This window comes from Acidobacteriota bacterium (assembly GCA_016703965.1).
Taxonomy (GTDB): domain Bacteria; phylum Acidobacteriota; class Blastocatellia; order Pyrinomonadales; family Pyrinomonadaceae; genus OLB17.
Map to the genome: position 1 here is coordinate 298,239 of JADJBB010000021.1, position 18,726 is coordinate 316,964.

Below are 18,726 nucleotides of genomic sequence, written 5' to 3' on the forward strand. Positions count from 1 at the left end.
CAGATCAACGCAAATGACGCAGATCAGAAAACTCTGATCTGCGTCATTTTATTTTGCGGGTAAGCCATGACTGGAGCGCAAGCGTCCCGCTTGCCAAGCGTTCGCAAGAACGCTGACGGCGCCGGGGATTGATAAGCTTCGGAAGGTCGAACGTCGTCACGCCGGAGGAACCGGTGTTGGCAAGCGGGACGCTTGCGCTCCAGTCCAATTTCCATTCCAGTCGAATATTTCTAAAGCTCCGAAGCGTTTTTTGTAGTCGTAGAAGGATTCGCCCTCGTAGGCGTAGCCGTGATAGTAGAGCGGTTTGGCGTGTTCGCGGGCGAATTCTATTTCTTTGAGCATCGTGAAAATACCGAGGCTTTGCGAGCGCATCTCGGGATCGAAGATACCGTAGATACTTGAGACCGATTCGGTGCCGACGTCGAAGAAGCTTGCGGCGACGAGTTTTCCGTTTTCGTGAACCATCACGGAACGGCATTCGGTCGGTGCGTTCGGCTCGCGGGAGACGAAATCGTAAATGGAATCGGGCACTCCGCTTTTGAACCTCGCCTTATGCCGGTGAAACAGGTCGTGCAGCTCAGGCGTGATCTGGAGAGAAACGATCTCGGTCTGCAGATCATCGTTTCGGTTTAGAACGCGGCGTTGGCTTTTGGAAAAACGGAGATCGTTTACGCGTATCCGCAGCGGCAGAACGCGGCGGATCTCGTTTTCATAGATGCCGTAATTGTAACGAAAAAAATGTGTGCCAAAATGCCGCCAGCCCTCGGCGAGCAATAGGTCGAGCATCGCCGGCTCCACCTCGGCAGCGTGAAATTCCTCGTTTATGATCTCCAGCCGGTCGAGTATCATCGTATTGTGGAACCGAAAAAGCGTTTTACTAAATCTACACTTCCCGAGAAGGTCTGCATCCGCTGCAACCGGCCATTCTCGTGGCGCAAACGCTGGGAAAAGGTGTGGGATGAGGTCAAATACTGCTCCGAACGATGTCGCAATACCAAACCCGCAAGCAAGGGGGGGTTTTCCACGGTCTTAATTTCCCCCCCCTCCCCCCGGGGGTTTTTCCCGGGGGTCTAATGCCCTGAGTACCAATCATAACCATATTCCGCCCAGAAATCCTTCGGCCGTTCGCTCGTAAATTCGATCCGCCCGAGGCGTTTGATCTGTTTAATGCCGTACTTGGTCGGCGAAGCGATCCGCAGAGGCGCACCGTTCTCGGGTCGCAGCGGTTCGCCGTTCATTTCGTAGGCGAGCAGCGTCTGCGGGTGCATGATGCTCGGCATATCCCAGCCGACGTAGTATTTTTCATCCGGTGTGGACATGGCGACATATGGCAAAAGATCTTCGGGCTTTCCAGCGACGTCCGGCGGAGCACCGCTTGTGGTCTTTGGTTTATAAACCGCAGCGAAATCTGAGAATTTCACGCCTGCCCAATGCACGATCGTGCTCCAGCCCTCGATGCATTTGAATTCCGTGATCATCTCGGTCCGCGGCAGCTTTTTGATGTCGGCCATGGTGATGACAAGATCGTCGACACGTCCGGCGAGCCCGGCGACGGTTAGCGTCCACGCGGCAACGTCGATCTCTTGTTCGAGGCCTTCGAAACCGTTGGTTCTGATCGGCGTCACTTGTTCCGGCGGAAATTCAGGAGCTAGTTTAGTCGGACGAAAGAAGAACTGACTTACACTTTCATTAAACTCGAATGTTTTTAGAAGTAGTCGATCTTTTGACTTAAATAGAAGATCTTTCGTCTCGTCAGACAACGACCGCCATCCAATGATCCCAAGCAACGTAGTCGCACCTATGGAGAGAAAGTAGCGGCGTGACCGTGCGGACATTTCTTTTTTCGCGTCCTCCACCGACATCGGCTCGCTGAGATAGCGGTGCTCGCCTAGGATCGAGGCTGTGTTTTGCGGGTCGTCGGGAAACGAATCGACGGTGTGGCCCGTTCGTCTTTCGAATTCACGCACTTTTTCGACCAGTATTTCTTTATCGATATCTTTGCTCATACCGTCGCCTCCTCGCCAGCTTTGATAGGCTCCGCATTAGGCTCGACCGCATCGACAATGTCATAGCCCGTTATCATCGAGCGAAAATTGCGCCAGCCCGCCATGATGACCTGAAAAACGTGCACTAAAAAAAACAGAACAAAGCTGATCGTCAGCCAAAAATGTATCCACCGGGCCCATTCGTAGCCGCCAAATAGTGCTGTCAAAAACGACAGCTGAAGCGGTTTGTAGATCGAAAGGCCGGTAAGTACCGAGCCCATGCCCATCACGATCACGCTCGTATATGCAATGCGTTGGGCGTCGTTGTATTTTCCCTGCGGCGGTTTTTCTTTGACGATGTGAGCGTCGTGCAGGGCGACGAGCGGTGCACGCTTGAGCGAGCTGGGGACTGGCAAGATCGAACGCCATTCGCCGGAGACGATCGTATAAATAACGTAGATGAGACCATTTATGGCAAAAAGCCACATGAAAAAGAAATGGAGCTGCATGCCCTCGGCGAGACGCTGCGGGATGTTTGTCCATTCATAAGCCCACGGCGGCAGATAGTCCGGTATTTTGTAACCCCAAAAATCAACCTTCGAGATCTCAAAGAACCAGGGCGGGAAAAACTTGAACAGTTCGTAGCCGAACAGCCTGATTCCGTACACCTGATTTGCCCAATAGATCAGAATCCCGCTCCAGATCATCATTGTCAGGAGCGGAAAATTGATCCAGTGCATCCAGCGGATGGCGAGCGGATGTTTCTTTTCAAGCAGCTTTTGCATCTTTATCCTCGTATTCGTCCATTTTACATTGTCGGTTTCTCGACATGAGAGCGGATCGCTGGTGCGATCGCATTTGCGAGCACTACATTGTCAGACTCCGCTAGCTGCGACACGATGAAAACCGCGTGATGCCCCGCCAGAAAGCCTGCGGCTCCGACCGCGCCGTCGTAGAGCGCCGTTTGGATGCCATAACTATCGCCCGGCAGGTCGGTATCGGTCATCAGAATAGAGACCATTTTTCCTTTGTGTTTGACGACAACGTGAGCAAATCTGCGGCCCTCGTAAACGCAAGAGTGAGACTCAATAAACTCTACGTCACCCGAAACCTCCGCGTTTGCAGTGCCCTTGAACCCCGCCATCATTACGTTGTCGAGATCTTTATTATACGCCCCAAATTTTGTTGCGGCCTCGTCGAGGGTGATCGGGTCTTCTTTTAGATTGTATTTGACGGCACAATTCTCGTGATCGCCGACCGCGAGCGAGGTCAGCTCGGCCCACGAAGCACGGACGGCTTTAACGATATCAGTGTTGTTATTGAGCGTTACGAAAACATTCGTGCGATTCATCCAAACCATCGTCCCGGTCACCGCCAGAAGCAGACAGGCAAAACCGACCGCAACCATGCGTGCGGGAACATGAAAACCGCCCGTCAGCTTTTCAATCCAGCCTGGATTCATCGCTGTTTCCTTAAGTTCTGCCGCCATTCTCGAATAGTAAACCGGGTCGATCTGCACCTCAGCGGAGTTCTTAACGGCGTGACGAAGCTGAGCCTTTAACGCACGGCGCGATGACATTTCGTATCGGCAATCGGCGCAACTTTCGAGGTGTCTGAGCACTTCGTGATTGGTCTCGACCAGCAGTTCATCGCTGATGTACGAGTCGATCATTGCTTTTAGTTCTCTGCAATCCATAACATCCTATCCTTCGGCGGCGATCCTGCCTTGTGCGTTAAAGCCTGTCAATTCCTGTCTGAGCAAGCGTCGTCCGCGGTGGAGCCGCGACATTATCGTTCCGATCGGCACCTGAAGCAGCTCGGCGGCTTCCTTGTACGAAAATTCCTCGACATCCGTCAGCAGAACGACCTGGGCAAATTTTGCGGGAACGCGGCGAATAGCTTCAATGATCTCTTCGTCCCTCAGATTCTGCGGGATCGGCGGTTCGAAGGCGACGGTTTGGGCGATCTGCTCCTCGGTGTCCTCGACGAGCTTGAGCTGGCCGAGCTTCATACGGCGTTTGCCGTTGACGCGATAGAGGATCGTGACGAGCCAGGCACGGCAGTTGGTGTCGGGCGAATAGCGGTGGAAAGATCTCAGCGCCTGAACAAACGTTTCCTGCGTCAGATCCTCGGCAGTTTCCTTGTCGCGGACGAGCCAGTACGCGACGCGATACACGTCCGGCATCAACGGCAAAGCCTCAGCCTCGAACGCCGCCCATTCTTTTTCCCGCTCCCGTCCCAAACCAAACATATTTGCCCGCCAGCTCAATAATGCCTGAGAGTGCATGGATTATTCCCGCTCGTTGCAAAAGCCCGCGCGTCAGCAAGGGCGAATCATTCAACTCGAGTATAACGCCCTTGCTTACGCGCGGGCTTTTGCATTCCACATTTCCGAATCCGGAATAAACCGCTCACCGAACTGAATAGTAACAACGTTAGCAACGTGCGCTACATTTATACATATTATGAGAAACATTCATACATTCACCGCAATTTTGATACTTGCAGCGATAACGGCAGTTATCGGTTTCGCATGTGCGAGCAAAGCCGCGACTGAAACCGCAAAGGTCGCTGAGCCGATAGCTGAGACCGCACCGACACCGGCGAAAAATGGGGCAAAGCCCGGAGCGGACGATGTTTTTGACGGGCAAAAGGTCGTCAAGACCGACGAAGCGTGGAGAAAGGAGCTTTCGGCCGAGGCATATCATGTTCTTCGCGAAGAAGGAACCGAACGCGCCTTCACGGGTGAATACGCTGACAATCACGAGGACGGCGATTATTACTGTGCCGCGTGTCATCTCAAGCTTTTCAGCTCGAAAACAAAGTTCGAGTCAGGCACCGGCTGGCCGAGCTTTTACGAGCCGATCAACAAAAAGAACGTAGTCGAAAAAACCGACAAACTGCTCGGCTACGAACGCACCGAGGTCGAATGCGCCCGCTGCGGCGGACATCTCGGCCACGTCTTCGACGATGGGCCGCAGCCGACGGGATTGAGATATTGTATGAATTCGGTTTCTCTGAAGTTTGAGAAGGCTGCGAAGTAAAGGCTATTTCTTTTTAAAGCGGAAGATGGCGTAGGCGATCAGGAACAACCCGATCACGATCTCTGAGATCCTGCCAAATCCATGGCCACTTGGCAAAAGGCCGTTCGTGGTCGCGGCACTTGCGAGAAACCATATGCCGGCGAGGAGTAGAATTAGCCAGAGATATTTCATCGCTTAACACGCCGGCTTGAAGCCGGCGTTCCATTTACCAATTGACCTTTCCTTCCTGCGAAGTGTCGATCTGGGCCAGCTCGACGCCTTCGTTGTAGAAGAAGATCTTCATGTTATCGAAGAGGAACTGATGCGAATCGGGATTTGAAACGTCCAAGCCGAAGTGGTTGATGAGCTGGTTCTGCTTTTGCAGCCACTCTTTCCAGCAGCCCTGACACATCTCTTCACCGATCTTTTGACCCAGTTCCGTAGGTATCGGCGCGTAACCGATCGGCTCGGTCTTCTGATCGCAGCGTCCACATTTAAATTTATCACCAAATAAAGCCATAGAGAGATTTTATCACAGACTGGAGCGCAAGCATCTTGCTTGCCAAGCAGGTTCCTCCGGCGTGATGGCGTAGGGATTGTTTCACTGACGATCCACTCAAAAACGGGCGAGCAGGATGCTCACCCTCCAGTCACATTCCTTTTGCCAACAGAATAGCTGCCAAAACATCATCGTCCGAAGGCTTAAAAAGGCTCACAGCCTGCACCTTGTGATATGCGACCTTGCCGTTGCCGTCGATGACGACCACACCGCGGGCCGAACGGCCGGGGAGCCAGGATTTCATGTCGTACAGCTCCGAAACCTTGCGGTCCGCGTCCGACAAAAGCCGCAGCGGCAACTGATTCTTATCAGCAAACCCCTTATGCGACTCGACCGTGTCGGTCGATATCCCGACAACCTCAGCCCCCGTCGCCTGATACTCCGACCAGTGATCCCGAACCGAACAAAGCTGCGCCGTACAAACCGGTGTATTATCGCCCGGATAAAAGAGCAGAACCACCGGTTTGCCTTGGTGTTCGTTGAGCGTCCAGCTGTTGCCGTCGCCATCTAATAGGGTGAAATTCGGTGCGATATTTCCAGTGGTCATTTTGTTATTTTATGTCAGAAAACTTATCACCCATACTGCGTAGAACCAGATAAATCCCATATACGAAATAAAATGTACTTTCCTGATCGTGACCCAGTCGTAGACAAAGAGGGAGATAAAAAACGCATTCCATACCAGAGGGATACTGATTAAAAGATTTACATCTACAAACATGTCTAAAGAGCGACTCAGTATCGGCTCTAACATGTAAAAGATAGCTACCAGAATCAGTCGCTTGTGTTTCTCGGGTATTTTTCGATATTTGTAGGCCGCAAAGATCAGGACTGCAAAGCTCACCATGAAAAACCGATTGGGCCTTGCATAGAATGCAAGATTGCCCCAGCCCTTGTAGGTGGCAATAAAGATGTAAAAGGTGCTTATCACCACACCGGCCGCGACTATCATGCCGGCAATGCCTAATTTTTTGTGAGCCTCCAAATTATCTTTACGAATAAAGGTGGTCTGAATAACAAAAATGACCATCCACAAAAGCAAAATGATCCCGTGAATGACGAACTTAGGGTCGTGATTGCTCTCTTGTCCGACGTCGGTGATCAGGTTGTCCGAGAATGCGAGCAGCGACAACAAAAGCACCACGATACTGATAACTGAAAAGTAGTATTTCCTCACGACTCCTCCCGGAAAGGTCTATTGAAAATCCCTAATATCCTTAAACGGCTTCTCCGCGTCGTTAAAATCAGGCCGGTAGTAATGTGATGCCGATTCGTATTCCTGCATGAAGCCTTCTTCCATGCCGATATCTTCCAGTAAAGATACGGCTTCGAACCATTCGCCTTCGGAGATGCGACGAGACAATAGAATATAGCGGTCGTCGGTCGCGGCTTTGTTGGTGGCGTAGTATTGGGCCATGAGCGAGATGGCGGTTTTGGGTGATAATTCGTCACGGATCCAGCGTAGGTTTGATTCGATGTCGGCGATGCCGTTTGGCAGGACCAGCAGGCGGATCATGAGGCCGCGTTTCAGCAAACCGTCTTCGCCAAACTGCAGCGTGTCGCCCATTTGGCGGTGCATTTCCTTGATCGCGGCACGGGCGTGTTCCTTGTAATCGCGAACCTTGGAATACTGAAAACCGGCGTCCGAATCGGCGTATTTCAGATCAGGCAGATAGATATCAACGATGCCATCGAGCAGCCGCAGGACCTCGACCGAATCGTAGGCGTTCGTGTTGTAAACGATCGGCAGCGTCAGCCCTTGTTGGGCCGCAAGCAAGATCCCGCGGGCCATCTGCGGGGCAAAATGTGTGGGCGAGACAAAGCCGATGTTGTGCACGCCTTTTGCCTGCAGCTCAAGCATCATCTCGGCGAGGCGTTCATGGGTTATCTCGTTCTTTTTCTGCGTTTTCCAGGTTTGCGAGATCTGATAATTCTGGCAGTAAACGCAGCGGAGATTGCAGTTGCCGAAGAATATGTTTCCCGCACCATTGGTGCCCGATAGACACGGCTCTTCGCCAAAATGGGCGGTGTATGACGAGACGATCGGTAGACGGCCCGAATAGCACGCCGCGATCTCGTCATTGAGCCGGTTGTTGCCGCAGTCTTTCGGGCAGATAGTGCAGGAGGCGAGGAGAACTTCGAGCCGCTTGACCCGAGACTCCAACTCACCCGAATCTAAAAGCCCAATATAATTAGGTTGTGTATCAGCCATCCCAGTCACTTAACTCTTAATAACCACGCGGCAATGATAACAACTTTGGTGTTTATCATCTTTTTTATGCCAACGATGAGTTTGTCCTTCTGCTTCACAGTCATCTGGCATATCAGGATAAAAATGATTCAAATACTCAGTCGAATTTAGATCACTAGTCTGCATTGAGGAAAATATTTCTGTTTTATTGCTGACCTTTTTATCGAACAAATGAAATACATCTACGAAGCCCGTAAACTCAGAGCCCAAGGAATCATCACAATACTGATTTGCTTCTTTCTCGGCCTTCTTAATAGCGGAATCCCAGTCTTTAGCCTCGATCAAAATTATCCTTTCTTCATAAATTTGGCGACGGGAATCAGTCGCCGGAAGACGAAATATACACTTTGCGGAATACCAAGATTTTTTCATTAGGTCTATTCTCCGCCAAGAGTGTTAGATACTTTGCGTTCACGTTTTTCCTTTAGTTTGGCGGTGTTCAAGCCGTTGTGTCTGCCGTGTTTTGCGTATTTACTGGTAATGTCGTCAGGAGCAACGTTGCGGGCGAGTTCCCACGTAAAATCCATCTCTGCATTCACCGTCGCGGTCGCCATTCTGGTCTCTTTGATCATCAGCAGGCTGCCCCAAAACAGGCACATGATGCCCCCGATCCCAAATGCGATCGGGAAGAGCTGGAGCATCCTGTATTTTGTAAGAAATGCCGCCGTTGCGATGAGGACGCTTGTCAGAACGAATGCACCGATGCCGTAGTAGAATGTGCCGAGAGCACGCTGCAATATGCGCGAACGGCTGGTGACTTTGTCGAGCAGATCGACCACGACCTCAACACGTTTATCGTAAAGCGGCACCTCATCGCGGTCCTCGACATAGATCAGCTCGCCGAGACGTATCTCGAGCTGACGAACGCGATCGACCACGCGACCCAGACGCGTCGAGGTCGAGAGCACGAGCGAACCGGTTGCCGAGATAAGCAGGGCAGGTGTGACCATCGCGGTCAGGAATTCGATAGTCGTGTTCAGGGCGTTGGAATCAATGTTGATCAACTCGTCAGCGAACATATTCTCGAATTCTACGCTATAATTTCGGAAAAATGAACAGATTCACCGATCAACCACGCGGCACGGTCACAAATGTACGGCACGAGAGCACAGTATTAAAGGGTAATCCGCTGGGCGACCCGCATGAGCGCGATCTTTTTGTCTATCTGCCGCCGGGTTATGAGGAAAGCGACGAAAGATATCCGACGGTCTATTGCTTGACCGGTTTCACCGGCCGCGGGCAGATGCTGATGAACGATTCGGCATTCACGCCCAACATCGCCGAGCGAATGGACCGCCTGATCGCCGCTGGAACGATAAGCCCAATGATCGTCGTCATGCCGGATTGCTTTACATATTTCGGCGGTTCGCAGTATATAAATTCAACCGCGACCGGCAGATACGAGGACTATCTGACTCGGGAGATCGTGCCGCTCATTGATGAAAGATTTCGAACGATTTCGTCACGAGATTCGCGAGCCGCGATGGGAAAATCGTCGGGCGGTTACGGTTCGCTGATCATGGGAATGCGGCACGCGGATCAGTTTGGGATGATCTGCTCGATCGCGGGCGATTGCTATTTCGAATACTGCCTGCCGCAGGATTTTGCCAAGGCCTTCCGCCTGATCAAGGGCGACCCGAAAGCTTTAATGGAAAAGATCTGGTCAACCGAAAAGCACGGCCGCGACGCCCATGCCGCGATCAACACGATCGGAATGAGCGCGTGCTATTCGCCAAACGGGACTGATTTCGACCTGCCGTTTGATCTCGAAACCGGAGAAATGCGGCAGGATGTATGGGAGCGTTGGCTCGGACACGATCCGGTTCGTCTCGTTGCAAAGCACGCAAAAGATCTAAAGTCGTTAAAATTGCTTTTTCTCGACGCCGGAAAAAGTGACGAATTCAATCTCGATGTCGGAGCTAGGATCTTATCAAAACGGCTGAAAGATCACGGCATCGAACACATCCACGAGGAATTCGACGGCGGACATTTTGGGGTTTCTTATCGTTTTGATCGATCACTTGAGCTGATCTCGGGAGCTATTTGAACCACAGGAAGTTAGGGAACATAGTTTGGTCGGAAGGAACAACATTTATGTGTCTATGTTTCTATGTGGTTAAACTTCCGACATAACGCGCTCGACCTCGGCATTCATCCGGCCCGTCATCATGAACCACATCATTTTGTAATCCGAAATGAACGACCACAGCGGATATTTGAATGAGGCCGGTTTATTCTTTTCTACCGAAAAATGGGCGAACCACGCGAATCCATATCCGCTCAGAAAACAAAGCGGAAAGTAATACCAAGTACCGCGTCCGATGAACCAAACAAGAAGAAGAATGCCGAGTGATGTGCCGACAAAATGTAGGGTACGCGTGAGCGGCTTAGAATGCTCCTGCACGTAAAAATCCCAAAATTCTGTGTAGTTTTGGATCATCGCTTTTCGAATAGCCGGGCTATTGGCTTGCCGGCGTTCGGATTATTCTCACTATAATCAAAACCCATCAAACGGCAAAGCGACGCGGCTATCTGATTTTGATAGATCGGTTCGGTATTTCTCCATTCACCACGAAGGTCGACACCCGGAATGACGAATGCCATCCAAATATTCTGCGCCTCGGGAACGTCTTCGCCATGATCGGACCAGTCTTTCGGCGAGTTACCGCGACCATGGTCGACAGTGATCATGATCGCTGTTATACCTTTGTATCGCGGGTCTTTCTCGACAAAATTCCACAGCTCTTTCAGCCAGTTGTCTGTTTTGTGCAGAGTATCCAAAATCCTTTCGTAGTTCTTGTCATGAGCGTAATCGTCGGTCTCGTCAAACCCTATGTGGATCGCCCGCGTCTGAAACTCCTTCATGTGAGCCATCGCGAGCTTGAACGTGAAATAGTCGTGACGCACGCTCGGCCATGGAGCGAGAACCTCGGACTGCAGGCGGAAAAGCTCATTGATCTCAGGGTTTTTGGTCGGATAGGTTTCGTAGGCGGCGTTAACGACAAACGAACCCGGCTTGTTCGTGGCGATCCGCATAAATGCGTCCCAGGACGAAAATTCGGCGACGGCGTTCGGACCTTTTCCAAGCTTGCGGGTCAGAAAATCGAGAAATGAAGGATAAGGATTCTGCGGATGGCCGTTGCTCTTAATGACATCGTCGTGAGCTTCGCCAGTCAGGATCTCTGAGTAGCCGGGATAGGAAAAGAAGAGCTTGTTTGTCGTCTTTGCCTCGCTTTTAAGCTCACGGTTGCCGGCGATCGAGCCGTGTTCTGTCATCAGCGTCTTCCAGAAGAATGGCATGAGCAGCTCACGGCGTTCTTTAGGGGTCGCGGCGTTGTAATTCTTAAATGCGGCTGTCTTTTCGAAATTCTTATTTACGCTGCGAAAAATATCGGCGTCCAAGCCACCGAATATTTCCTGCGTACGCGCTCCATCGAGCGTGACGAGGACGACGTTCTCGATCTTGTTTTGCGCCGATATCGCCGAAGCAAAAAAGCACAAAAAGAGAACGATCAAACGCGGGGAACATGACATTCTACTGATATTCATATCCCCCGAATGTTAGTCGTTTACGCGGCTTGTTTCAATTCGATCTGCGGCTTTTCGGTGTTAAATAAACGTATATTTTTTGCCCAGCCGAGTTTTTCGAAAAGGCGAATGGTTATCCAGTTCTGATCGAACTGATACCACTCCGTTCCGTGTCTCGCCGAGGTCGGCCACATGTGGTGGTTATTGTGCCAGCCCTCGCCAAAGGTGAGGATCGCGACGAACCAGTTGTTGGTCGACATATCGCCCGTCTCGTGCGGCCTGCCGCCATACATGTGCGAGAGCGAATTGACGAACCACGTCGTGTGCCAGCCGTAAACGACGCGTGCAAAAACTCCCCAAATGACCATCGACCAACCGCCAATCGCAAAGAAAACGCCTATGGACAGAATGATCGGAACCAAATAAAAGTTTGAGATCAGCACGTGGCCGCGGTCTTTCATCAGATCGGGAACGTACTTTTGAAGCGTCGCGTTATCGTGATCCTGAGCCTTGCCCCAAACGACCCAACCGATCTGCGCCCACCAGAAACCGGGGCGGATCGAGTGCGGATCTTTGTCGGTATCAGTAAATGCGTGGTGCATCCGATGCGTAGCGATCCACTTATCCGGCGGATCCTGCATTGACATACAGGCGAGCGACGAGAGCAGATACTCGAGCCACTTTGGTGCCTTAAAACTCCGGTGCGTCAGCAGACGGTGCCAACCGAGCCCGACGCCGAGGCTCCCGACGATCCAGTTTCCGATAACTAGTGCGGCAAAATTCTGCCAGCTAAATGTGAAGAAAACCCCGATGGCGACGATATGAAACACCGTTACCATGATGGCGTTTCGCCAGTTGATCGTCTGGCTGACCCGCTTGAACGTTAAAACATTTTGCATTAAGAGAATATGATGACGAAGCTAAAGTAAGGACAGTATTAGACTAACAGGTTCACTGCGATGAGTTTGTAATAGATTCGTAATTAGAGGATGCAAAGAAAACTGAAACAGCCAGCATATCTCTTTACAATATTAATTGCCCGAACTATAATCTCGCCAGTTACTTGACTGAAATTGCAAGAGACTTGTATTAATGTTTGTCGCTGTTCTTGTTCCAGATCGGCCTGCATCAGTGAGCTAATATCCGCTAGTATCCAAGGAGAATTTATGAAGTCTTTCCTCCGCGTTAGGATGAGTACGCTTGCTCTGGCTGCATTTTGTGGTCTGATATTTGTTGCTTCTGCTTTTCCCCAAACCGATGGTAAACCAAGCATCGCGGTGATCCCATTCGCTGAATCCGGCAAAGCGGTTTATGGCGGAAGTGAATTAACCGACCTGCTGATCGGCGAACTGCTCAGCAGCACCAAATTTGATGTCGCCGATAAAGCAAAGTCGTCTACTATCGAGCCTGAAATGCTGAAAGCTATAAACGGCGAAACGGTCAATGCAACGACCGTTACGGCTATCGGTGAAAAGACCGGAGCAAAAATTCTGGTCATAGGAAACGTCAGCGAATACAGTGCAAAGCAAAAGTCGTCGCTCTACGGCGTAAAAAGCTATGAAACGGTGGTCAAATTTAATCTGCGGGCCGTCGATGCCAAAACTTGCCAAGTGATCTTTTCACAGACATTCGAAAAACGCGGCGTAAACCTCGATGCGACGAAAGCAATGTCAGAGGCAAGTACAAAATCGACAAAGGATGCCGCGGCCGTTCTGATCAAGCGCCTAGCCGTTTCATCGCCAACCTCGAATTGATCTACGCGGGAACGGTGGTCATTATGTGGAGATATTCTCGGCTTCGGCGATCTGCTTCAGCCGAGCATTCCTCCTGCTGACTAGATTCCGAAGGTGACGCTTGATAAGAAATTTGTCGACTATCCTACCCAACATTCCGTAAGGCGAAGTCCAGGTCAATGTATCGAGCATGAGGGTTACCGCTTCGTGCCGAGTAAACTCGTGGATGTGCCGGAACGAACTAAAAGTTCCGTCGGTCATTTCATCGACAAACAACACCGGCCTTTCGAACTTCACGACCTTCATTGTCAACTGCTGCCGGAAGCCAAAATGCGTTCCCTCGAATGTGACAGTTTGTCCCAATCCGATCTTGGTATTCGTCCCACCGTCAAAAGCACTTTCTTTCGTTTTCGCGGTTGTCTCAATATGAATGCGATCATCGCGTATCAGGTCGAAACACGTTTCGGGGGAAGCATTGATAAATGTTTCGAGGACGATCTGAGGCATTGGTCAATAGTTTACGCGGACGAATTCAGCAACTCCGACACCGATCAATGCGCTGGCGAAGATCAGCCCGACACCGACGATCGAGGAGACTGGAATTGCGATCAACAAACCTTTTGCCACGCTGAACTGTCTCGTTTGCAGCCTGGAGACCAGGATTATCGAACCGATCCCAGCAAATACCGAGGCCAGGAACGCGAACACCACAAAGGTACCAAGCCCCCACATCGCGTCGCTCTCGCTGTAACCATTCATCGCCAGGATGAGCACCGACAATAAAATGACCGCCGCAGTAATGCAGGCGGTCACTGTTAATAGAAATGCAGCGATCTTTGCCCCCATAATTTATCCGACGGCGACCCAGGCTCCAGTGACTGGGTTGATGCGATAGATCCCGCCGTTTTCCATCGAATACAAGGAGCCATTCGCACTGAACAAGAACCGCGTCTTTCCAAACTCGGTTTTACCAACCTGCCGCCACGTATCGTTTGACGGATTGGTTTCGTACAACGCTCCGCTTGCCTCGGTGGTGTAGATCTTGCCGTTCAGGGTTGTGCGGGCGGTCGTATTCTTCCAGTCGCCCGCCTTGCCGATCCGCTTCCATGAGCCGTCGGCAGGGCTGATCCAATACAGGCTGCCGTCCTTTTCGATCGAATACAGCGAATCGTCCGTTGCAAAAAGCCGCAGCGAATTCCCAAATTCCGACTTTCCGACCTGAGCCCAAACGCCGGTTCCGGGATTCGTCGCATACATCGCACCGCTTGACTCCACTGTGTAAAGCCGACCATTCACAAAAGCTCCAGCCAGCGTCCCTTTCCAATCACCAGCCTTTCCGACTTGAGCCCACGAACCATTCGACGGATCGATCCGATAGAGACTGCCGTCGTTCTCGATCGTCAGCAGATTGCGGTTCCCGGCAAACAAGAGCCGTGTATTCGCAAACTCAGATTTCCCGATCTGCGCCCATTTTCCGCTGCCAAGATCGACGCCATAAAGAGCCCCGCTTTTCTCGATCGTATAAAGCCGGTCGTTCAAAACAACCGCGGCGATCGTGTTGGACCAGTCAGACGCTAGCAATTGATGAAAGCCGCCGATGGCGAGAACTAAGATCAGGATCTGAAAATATCTCCGGACAGTTGAATTGAAAAGGGTCATCGTCATTTACTCCAAGTTGTTTCGAGGTATGTATTCGAACAAAAGAATAGCACTGATGGTGCGGGTTTTTTGGGAAACATTTCAGCCAAGGACTATTTCCACAGCAATTTCAGGCCATCCGTCTTAAATTTCTTAAATTCGGGATCGCTGCTGACTAGAACCAAGTCCCGCTGAATGGCTTGCCAGATCAGCATGCGGTCGAAGGGGTCGAAATGGGTATTTTCTTTAAGCTTATCCTGAGAAACTGCTTCATCGGAGGCAAGGCCGATCGTCAAGAAGCCCATCGCCGTTGCGGAAGGGATCAGATCTGAGGTAGTAAGGTCGATCAGATCGATCTTACCTAGCCTTGATTTTATCGATATCTCCCAAAAACTAACGGCGCTTACGAAAACCTCGTTTCCAGGATCTTGAATCGCCTTGATCACTGAGTTCGGTAGACGTTTCAGCTCAAGTATCGTCCATAGGAAGACATGTGTGTCTAGCAGAAGCCTCATCTAAGATTAATGAACTCTTCTTCAGTCATCTTAAAATCGTCAGCAAACACCACTCTTGCTTTTCCCTCAAGAATGCCCAGTTTTCGTTTACCTTTTTTCTTCTGCTTTCGTGGTGGATTGATTTCTGCGATAAGAGTTTTGTTTTTACCAAACAAAATGCCAAAACTCTCACCTTGCTGAACCTTTTCAAGTACGTCCGAAAGCTGAGCTTTAAATTCTCCGACGTTTAGGCTTTTCATAATTTGATTCTAGGATTTTCTTGACAAGTTGACAAGAAAAATTAGCTCATCTTTGGCACCATCCGATAGTGTAGGCGTAAAAAAGTAAACCCAAAAATCTTCAAAATGTGGTTGGCCCGCACAACCGAGTTCGCATCGGGGTATACATGAATGCTTTCTCGCATTGTTCTTACATATCTCGCAGTAACGTCTCCATCACTCTTGTGCACAACAAAATAGAAGCCGGGATCGCCAAACTTGTTTCCCGAAGAAGTGACAGTCAAGGATCCATCATTGCCAATTGAGGGTTTCATTAATACGATCGCATTTCCATTCGGCAGCGGAAAGACAACCTTTACGCAAACTCCGTCAAATCCAGGTACCTTACAGGCAGAGTAACAGCCAGCATAAAGGACGTGTCCTGTTCCAACTAGATGTCTAAGCCAGGCGACGTATTTGATGGCTCCTGAATCGGGTTCAGCTAACTGAATAACCTCACTGGTCATGCCATGACTGGTTTCGAGCGAAGACAAAGGTACGTTTAGCTGCTGAAGACGGCGACTGAAGAAAAAAGCGAGTAATCTGCCAAATGGCCTGAAAACACTCGACCATTCAGCCCAAACGTCCAGATCATAATTTGACGTATGCTCGTAGAAGTTTCGTACTTGTGGATCGAGTTGATTCAGATCAAAACTGTCGCTTTCAAGTGTCGTAAGTTCCTGAATGAGGACAACTTCTGGCACATTCCGCCGCAGTTCGAGGCCATCCTTCTCCGATAGGCGGTTGAAATAATCTCCCCCGATTCCTGAGGGTTCGCCTATGGGACCATCAAGCCATCTGTGCGAATCTAGATCAACAGTCAGCCCCGTCATTTGAACCCACTTCTGAGTTATCCAGTCGAATAGATATCCGCGAGTCGGACCAAGCCAGGGAGATGGTATCGAATTCTTCATCAATTCAGTTGAATAACCGATTAATCCGCAAACGCGACGCTCAATTGCTTCAACTTCATCGAGTCGCTTCTATCTAGTGAATCGACGTTTTCACGATCTATATACTTGTAGAGAATATCTCGCTGCTGTGGAACGAAGCCAGCCTCCCGGATCTGGTATCTCAGATCTCTCTCGTTGGCTTCGTTATGGGCACCTGCGGCGGAGACTACGTTTTCTTCGATCATGATGGAGCCCATATCGTCGGCGCCAAAACGCAGACTCGTTTGACCTAGTTTTATGCCTTGAGTTAGCCATGAGGCCTGGATGTGTTGGATATTGTCGAGGAAGAGGCGCGAGACGGCAAGCATTTTTAGGTAATCGATGCCGGTCGGTTCTTCGGTGATCTTGCGGCCGAGAGCGGTATTTTCGCGTTGGAATGTCCAGGGGATGAAGGCGGTGAATTCGCCGTAGTTTGGATCGACGGCTCTCGCCGCGAGAGCTTCATCCTGAACCTCGCGGATGCGGTCAAGATGCCGCACACGATGTTCGATCTTGTCACCTATGCCGAACATCATCGTGCCCGTCGAGATCAGGCCGACCTTGTGAACGGCACGCATCACGTCGAGCCATTGCTGGGTGTTGCATTTGGTTGACACTCTCGCACGAACCTCGTCATCGAGTATCTCTCCACCGCCGCCGGGCATTGAATTGAGGCCTGCGGCTTTCAGACGACGCAGGATCGTCTCGTAATCTAGTTTTGAGATCAGCGAGATGTTGTGTATCTCGGGCGGTGAGAAGCAGTGGAGCTGGAATTTTGGGTATTTTGCGTGGAGCGTCGAGAGCAGATCCTCATACCACTCGATATTAAAATCAGGATGCAGGCCGCCCTGCATCAATACGCCGGTGCCGCCGAGGGCGATGGTTTCGTCGATACGGCTGCAAATTTCCTCGATCGAATGTACGTACGTGTCGGGCTTTCCCGGACGCCGATAGAACGCGCAGAACGTGCAGACGACGTTGCAAACGTTGGTGTAGTTGATGTTGCGGTCGATGATATAAGTAACGACATCGCCGGGATTTTTACGTTGCCGGATCTCGTCAGCCGCGAGGCCGATGCGGACAAAATCGTTCGATTCGAGAAGAGTAGTACAATCGTCGGTCGTTAGGCGTTCGCCGCCCAAGGCCTTATCCAAAATAGGCTGAATATCGCTTTTCATTGCCTTTATTTTAACAAAATACAAAACTAAACTGTAAGACACGCAATGGATACAGTGCCGCACGCAAAATTCGAATCGCACGTCGAGATCACCGACAGCGATCCGCCATGGCATATCTTGCGGGTAGAGAAGGCTTTGGTCGCCGATTTTGGGTTCAATGGAAATCTGCGGCGTGTGATGTGTTCGCTGAATGGCGGCGAGCCATTTAACTGCTCGCTTTTTCCGAGTAAAGGCGACTATTTTTTAACGCTCAGCAAGCAGCTTAGAAAAACTCTTGGAGTCGATATTGGCGACACGGTAACGGTCGAACTAAGCAAGGACACGAGCAAATACGGGATGCCGATGCCGGAGGAATTTGCCGAGGTTCTGCGGCAGGATGCGGAGGGCGAAAGGCTGTTCAACGCCCTTTCACCAGGCGATCAGCGGTTGATGCTCAAGCTCGTGGTCTTTGTAAAAGATCCCGACCGCCGCATCGCCCGCAGCCTGGCTGGGATCGAGCTTCTGAAACGGTCTGACGGGAAATTTGTTTACAGCGAACAGCATCTGGCGATGCGATCGGCGATATAAAATGGCAAAAGAGGTAAAGGATGTAAAATTCAAAACCGAGCTGACTATCTCGTCAACAGGTTCGGGCTGGCATTTTTTGATCGTTGAGAAGGAGATCGTCGCGAATTTCGCGTTCGAAGACAAATTCAAGCGTGTCGTTTGCTCGATTAACGGCGGCGAACCATTTCAGTGTGCTCTGCTGCCGTGGGGCGAGGTGTTCTACATCATTGTCAATAAGAAAAAACGTGACGAGGTCGGCATCGTTGCGGGCGACATGGTTGATGTGGTGCTCGTCAAAGACGAAAGCAAATACGGCCTGCCGATGCCCGAGGAATTTGAAGAAGTTTTAAATCAGGACCCGGAAGGCGACCGGCTTTTCCACGCTCTCGGCAAGGGAAAACAGCGTTCGCTCCTATATTTGCTCTCAAGGTCGAAGGATATCGACACCCGTATTCACCACGCGCTCATTGTCGTCGAACATCTGAAGGAAAACGACGGCAAGATCATAGACAAAGTGCTCTATAACGAGCTAAAACGACCGATAATTGAATTCTGACCGTAAGTCGCAGCGTGCAGATCCC

At 50.8% G+C, this 18,726-nt stretch carries 28 protein-coding genes; 6 read left to right on the forward strand and 22 right to left on the reverse strand.

Annotation, left to right across the window (positions count from 1 at the left end; all coding sequences use genetic code 11):
* Positions 1-156: 156 nt before the first annotated feature.
* A complete protein-coding gene (locus IPG22_08740; GenBank protein MBK6588368.1) occupies positions 157-849 on the reverse strand; it encodes a GNAT family N-acetyltransferase in 693 nt (230 codons plus the stop codon).
* Between the two features lie 6 nt (positions 850-855).
* Here IPG22_08740 and IPG22_08745 point away from each other — a divergent pair, with 6 nt between their 5' ends.
* On the forward strand, positions 856-1,074 hold the full coding sequence (locus IPG22_08745; GenBank protein MBK6588369.1) for a DUF2256 domain-containing protein: 219 nt from the start codon (positions 856-858) through the stop codon (positions 1,072-1,074).
* On the opposite strand, the gene IPG22_08750 is transcribed toward IPG22_08745, so the two are convergent.
* Genes IPG22_08750 through IPG22_08765 form a run of 4 tightly spaced genes read right to left on the reverse strand, consistent with a single transcriptional unit; the run spans position 1,071 to position 4,236 of the window.
* The gene (locus IPG22_08750; GenBank protein ID MBK6588370.1) at positions 1,071-2,006 is read right to left on the reverse strand and encodes a molybdopterin-dependent oxidoreductase; all 936 of its coding nucleotides are present in this window, start codon (positions 2,004-2,006) and stop codon (positions 1,071-1,073) included. The genes IPG22_08745 and IPG22_08750 overlap by 4 nt on opposite strands.
* Positions 2,003-2,770, reverse strand: coding sequence for a cytochrome b/b6 domain-containing protein (locus IPG22_08755; protein ID MBK6588371.1), 768 nt, complete (start codon positions 2,768-2,770; stop codon positions 2,003-2,005). The genes IPG22_08750 and IPG22_08755 overlap by 4 nt, the downstream gene beginning before the upstream one ends.
* A 23-nt stretch (positions 2,771-2,793) precedes the next feature.
* Positions 2,794-3,681: a zf-HC2 domain-containing protein gene (locus IPG22_08760; GenBank protein MBK6588372.1), complete on the reverse strand. Its 888-nt coding sequence runs from the start codon at positions 3,679-3,681 to the stop codon at positions 2,794-2,796.
* 6 nt (positions 3,682-3,687) lie between these two features.
* Positions 3,688-4,236, reverse strand: a complete 549-nt coding sequence (locus IPG22_08765; GenBank protein MBK6588373.1) for an RNA polymerase sigma factor — start codon at positions 4,234-4,236, stop codon at positions 3,688-3,690.
* 214 nt (positions 4,237-4,450) lie between these two features.
* Between IPG22_08765 and msrB the strand changes: the two genes are divergently transcribed.
* Complete coding sequence (msrB, locus tag IPG22_08770; protein ID MBK6588374.1) at positions 4,451-5,029, forward strand: peptide-methionine (R)-S-oxide reductase MsrB; 579 nt, start codon at positions 4,451-4,453, stop codon at positions 5,027-5,029.
* Between the two features lie 3 nt (positions 5,030-5,032).
* Here msrB and IPG22_08775 read toward each other — a convergent pair whose 3' ends face one another.
* From IPG22_08775 to IPG22_08805, 7 genes are all read right to left on the reverse strand, one after another.
* Entirely contained in the window at positions 5,033-5,200 is a 168-nt protein-coding gene (locus IPG22_08775; protein ID MBK6588375.1) for a hypothetical protein, read from the reverse strand.
* A gap of 34 nt (positions 5,201-5,234) precedes the next feature.
* On the reverse strand, positions 5,235-5,528 hold the full coding sequence (locus IPG22_08780; protein ID MBK6588376.1) for a Fe(2+)-trafficking protein: 294 nt from the start codon (positions 5,526-5,528) through the stop codon (positions 5,235-5,237).
* Positions 5,529-5,658: 130 nt separating this feature from the next.
* Positions 5,659-6,114, reverse strand: a complete 456-nt coding sequence (locus IPG22_08785) for a peroxiredoxin (GenBank protein MBK6588377.1) — start codon at positions 6,112-6,114, stop codon at positions 5,659-5,661.
* Between the two features lie 9 nt (positions 6,115-6,123).
* Positions 6,124-6,744, reverse strand: coding sequence for a hypothetical protein (locus IPG22_08790; protein MBK6588378.1), 621 nt, complete (start codon positions 6,742-6,744; stop codon positions 6,124-6,126).
* A gap of 18 nt (positions 6,745-6,762) precedes the next feature.
* On the reverse strand, positions 6,763-7,779 hold the full coding sequence (locus IPG22_08795) for a radical SAM protein (protein MBK6588379.1): 1,017 nt from the start codon (positions 7,777-7,779) through the stop codon (positions 6,763-6,765).
* Positions 7,780-7,788: 9 nt separating this feature from the next.
* Complete coding sequence (locus IPG22_08800) at positions 7,789-8,190, reverse strand: DUF4288 domain-containing protein (GenBank protein ID MBK6588380.1); 402 nt, start codon at positions 8,188-8,190, stop codon at positions 7,789-7,791.
* A gap of 5 nt (positions 8,191-8,195) precedes the next feature.
* Entirely contained in the window at positions 8,196-8,837 is a 642-nt protein-coding gene (locus IPG22_08805) for a DUF2721 domain-containing protein (GenBank protein ID MBK6588381.1), read from the reverse strand.
* Between the two features lie 32 nt (positions 8,838-8,869).
* Here IPG22_08805 and IPG22_08810 point away from each other — a divergent pair, with 32 nt between their 5' ends.
* The gene (locus tag IPG22_08810; protein ID MBK6588382.1) at positions 8,870-9,865 is read left to right on the forward strand and encodes an esterase; all 996 of its coding nucleotides are present in this window, start codon (positions 8,870-8,872) and stop codon (positions 9,863-9,865) included.
* 69 nt (positions 9,866-9,934) lie between these two features.
* On the opposite strand, the gene IPG22_08815 is transcribed toward IPG22_08810, so the two are convergent.
* From IPG22_08815 to IPG22_08825, 3 genes are read right to left on the reverse strand one after another with little or no spacing between them, the layout of a single operon-like run.
* Entirely contained in the window at positions 9,935-10,258 is a 324-nt protein-coding gene (locus IPG22_08815; GenBank protein ID MBK6588383.1) for a DUF962 domain-containing protein, read from the reverse strand.
* Complete coding sequence (locus IPG22_08820) at positions 10,255-11,367, reverse strand: alkaline phosphatase family protein (GenBank protein MBK6588384.1); 1,113 nt, start codon at positions 11,365-11,367, stop codon at positions 10,255-10,257. The genes IPG22_08815 and IPG22_08820 overlap by 4 nt, the downstream gene beginning before the upstream one ends.
* Positions 11,368-11,387: 20 nt before the next feature.
* On the reverse strand, positions 11,388-12,245 hold the full coding sequence (locus IPG22_08825; GenBank protein MBK6588385.1) for a fatty acid desaturase: 858 nt from the start codon (positions 12,243-12,245) through the stop codon (positions 11,388-11,390).
* Positions 12,246-12,512: 267 nt separating this feature from the next.
* Between IPG22_08825 and IPG22_08830 the strand changes: the two genes are divergently transcribed.
* On the forward strand, positions 12,513-13,100 hold the full coding sequence (locus IPG22_08830; protein MBK6588386.1) for a hypothetical protein: 588 nt from the start codon (positions 12,513-12,515) through the stop codon (positions 13,098-13,100).
* Between the two features lie 21 nt (positions 13,101-13,121).
* Here the strand turns inward: IPG22_08830 and IPG22_08835 are convergent, their stop codons facing one another.
* From IPG22_08835 to mqnC, 7 genes are all read right to left on the reverse strand, one after another.
* A complete protein-coding gene (locus tag IPG22_08835; GenBank protein MBK6588387.1) occupies positions 13,122-13,586 on the reverse strand; it encodes an SRPBCC family protein in 465 nt (154 codons plus the stop codon).
* Between the two features lie 3 nt (positions 13,587-13,589).
* Positions 13,590-13,925 carry a hypothetical protein gene (locus IPG22_08840; protein ID MBK6588388.1) on the reverse strand — a complete coding sequence of 112 codons (336 nt, stop codon included), beginning with the start codon at positions 13,923-13,925 and terminating at the stop codon, positions 13,590-13,592.
* A gap of 3 nt (positions 13,926-13,928) precedes the next feature.
* On the reverse strand, positions 13,929-14,738 hold the full coding sequence (locus tag IPG22_08845; protein MBK6588389.1) for a hypothetical protein: 810 nt from the start codon (positions 14,736-14,738) through the stop codon (positions 13,929-13,931).
* 92 nt (positions 14,739-14,830) lie between these two features.
* The gene (locus IPG22_08850; protein ID MBK6588390.1) at positions 14,831-15,232 is read right to left on the reverse strand and encodes a type II toxin-antitoxin system VapC family toxin; all 402 of its coding nucleotides are present in this window, start codon (positions 15,230-15,232) and stop codon (positions 14,831-14,833) included.
* Complete coding sequence (locus tag IPG22_08855) at positions 15,229-15,471, reverse strand: prevent-host-death protein (GenBank protein ID MBK6588391.1); 243 nt, start codon at positions 15,469-15,471, stop codon at positions 15,229-15,231. Before IPG22_08855 ends, IPG22_08850 begins: the two co-directional genes overlap by 4 nt.
* 41 nt (positions 15,472-15,512) lie before the next feature.
* Complete coding sequence (locus IPG22_08860) at positions 15,513-16,403, reverse strand: hypothetical protein (protein ID MBK6588392.1); 891 nt, start codon at positions 16,401-16,403, stop codon at positions 15,513-15,515.
* A gap of 20 nt (positions 16,404-16,423) precedes the next feature.
* Positions 16,424-17,599, reverse strand: a complete 1,176-nt coding sequence (gene mqnC / locus IPG22_08865) for a dehypoxanthine futalosine cyclase (protein ID MBK6588393.1) — start codon at positions 17,597-17,599, stop codon at positions 16,424-16,426.
* Between the two features lie 45 nt (positions 17,600-17,644).
* On the opposite strand from mqnC, the gene IPG22_08870 reads away from it, so the two are divergent.
* On the forward strand, positions 17,645-18,166 hold the full coding sequence (locus IPG22_08870; protein ID MBK6588394.1) for a DUF1905 domain-containing protein: 522 nt from the start codon (positions 17,645-17,647) through the stop codon (positions 18,164-18,166).
* A 1-nt stretch (position 18,167) separates the two neighbouring features.
* Positions 18,168-18,701 carry a DUF1905 domain-containing protein gene (locus IPG22_08875; GenBank protein MBK6588395.1) on the forward strand — a complete coding sequence of 178 codons (534 nt, stop codon included), beginning with the start codon at positions 18,168-18,170 and terminating at the stop codon, positions 18,699-18,701.
* Positions 18,702-18,726: the final 25 nt, after the last annotated feature.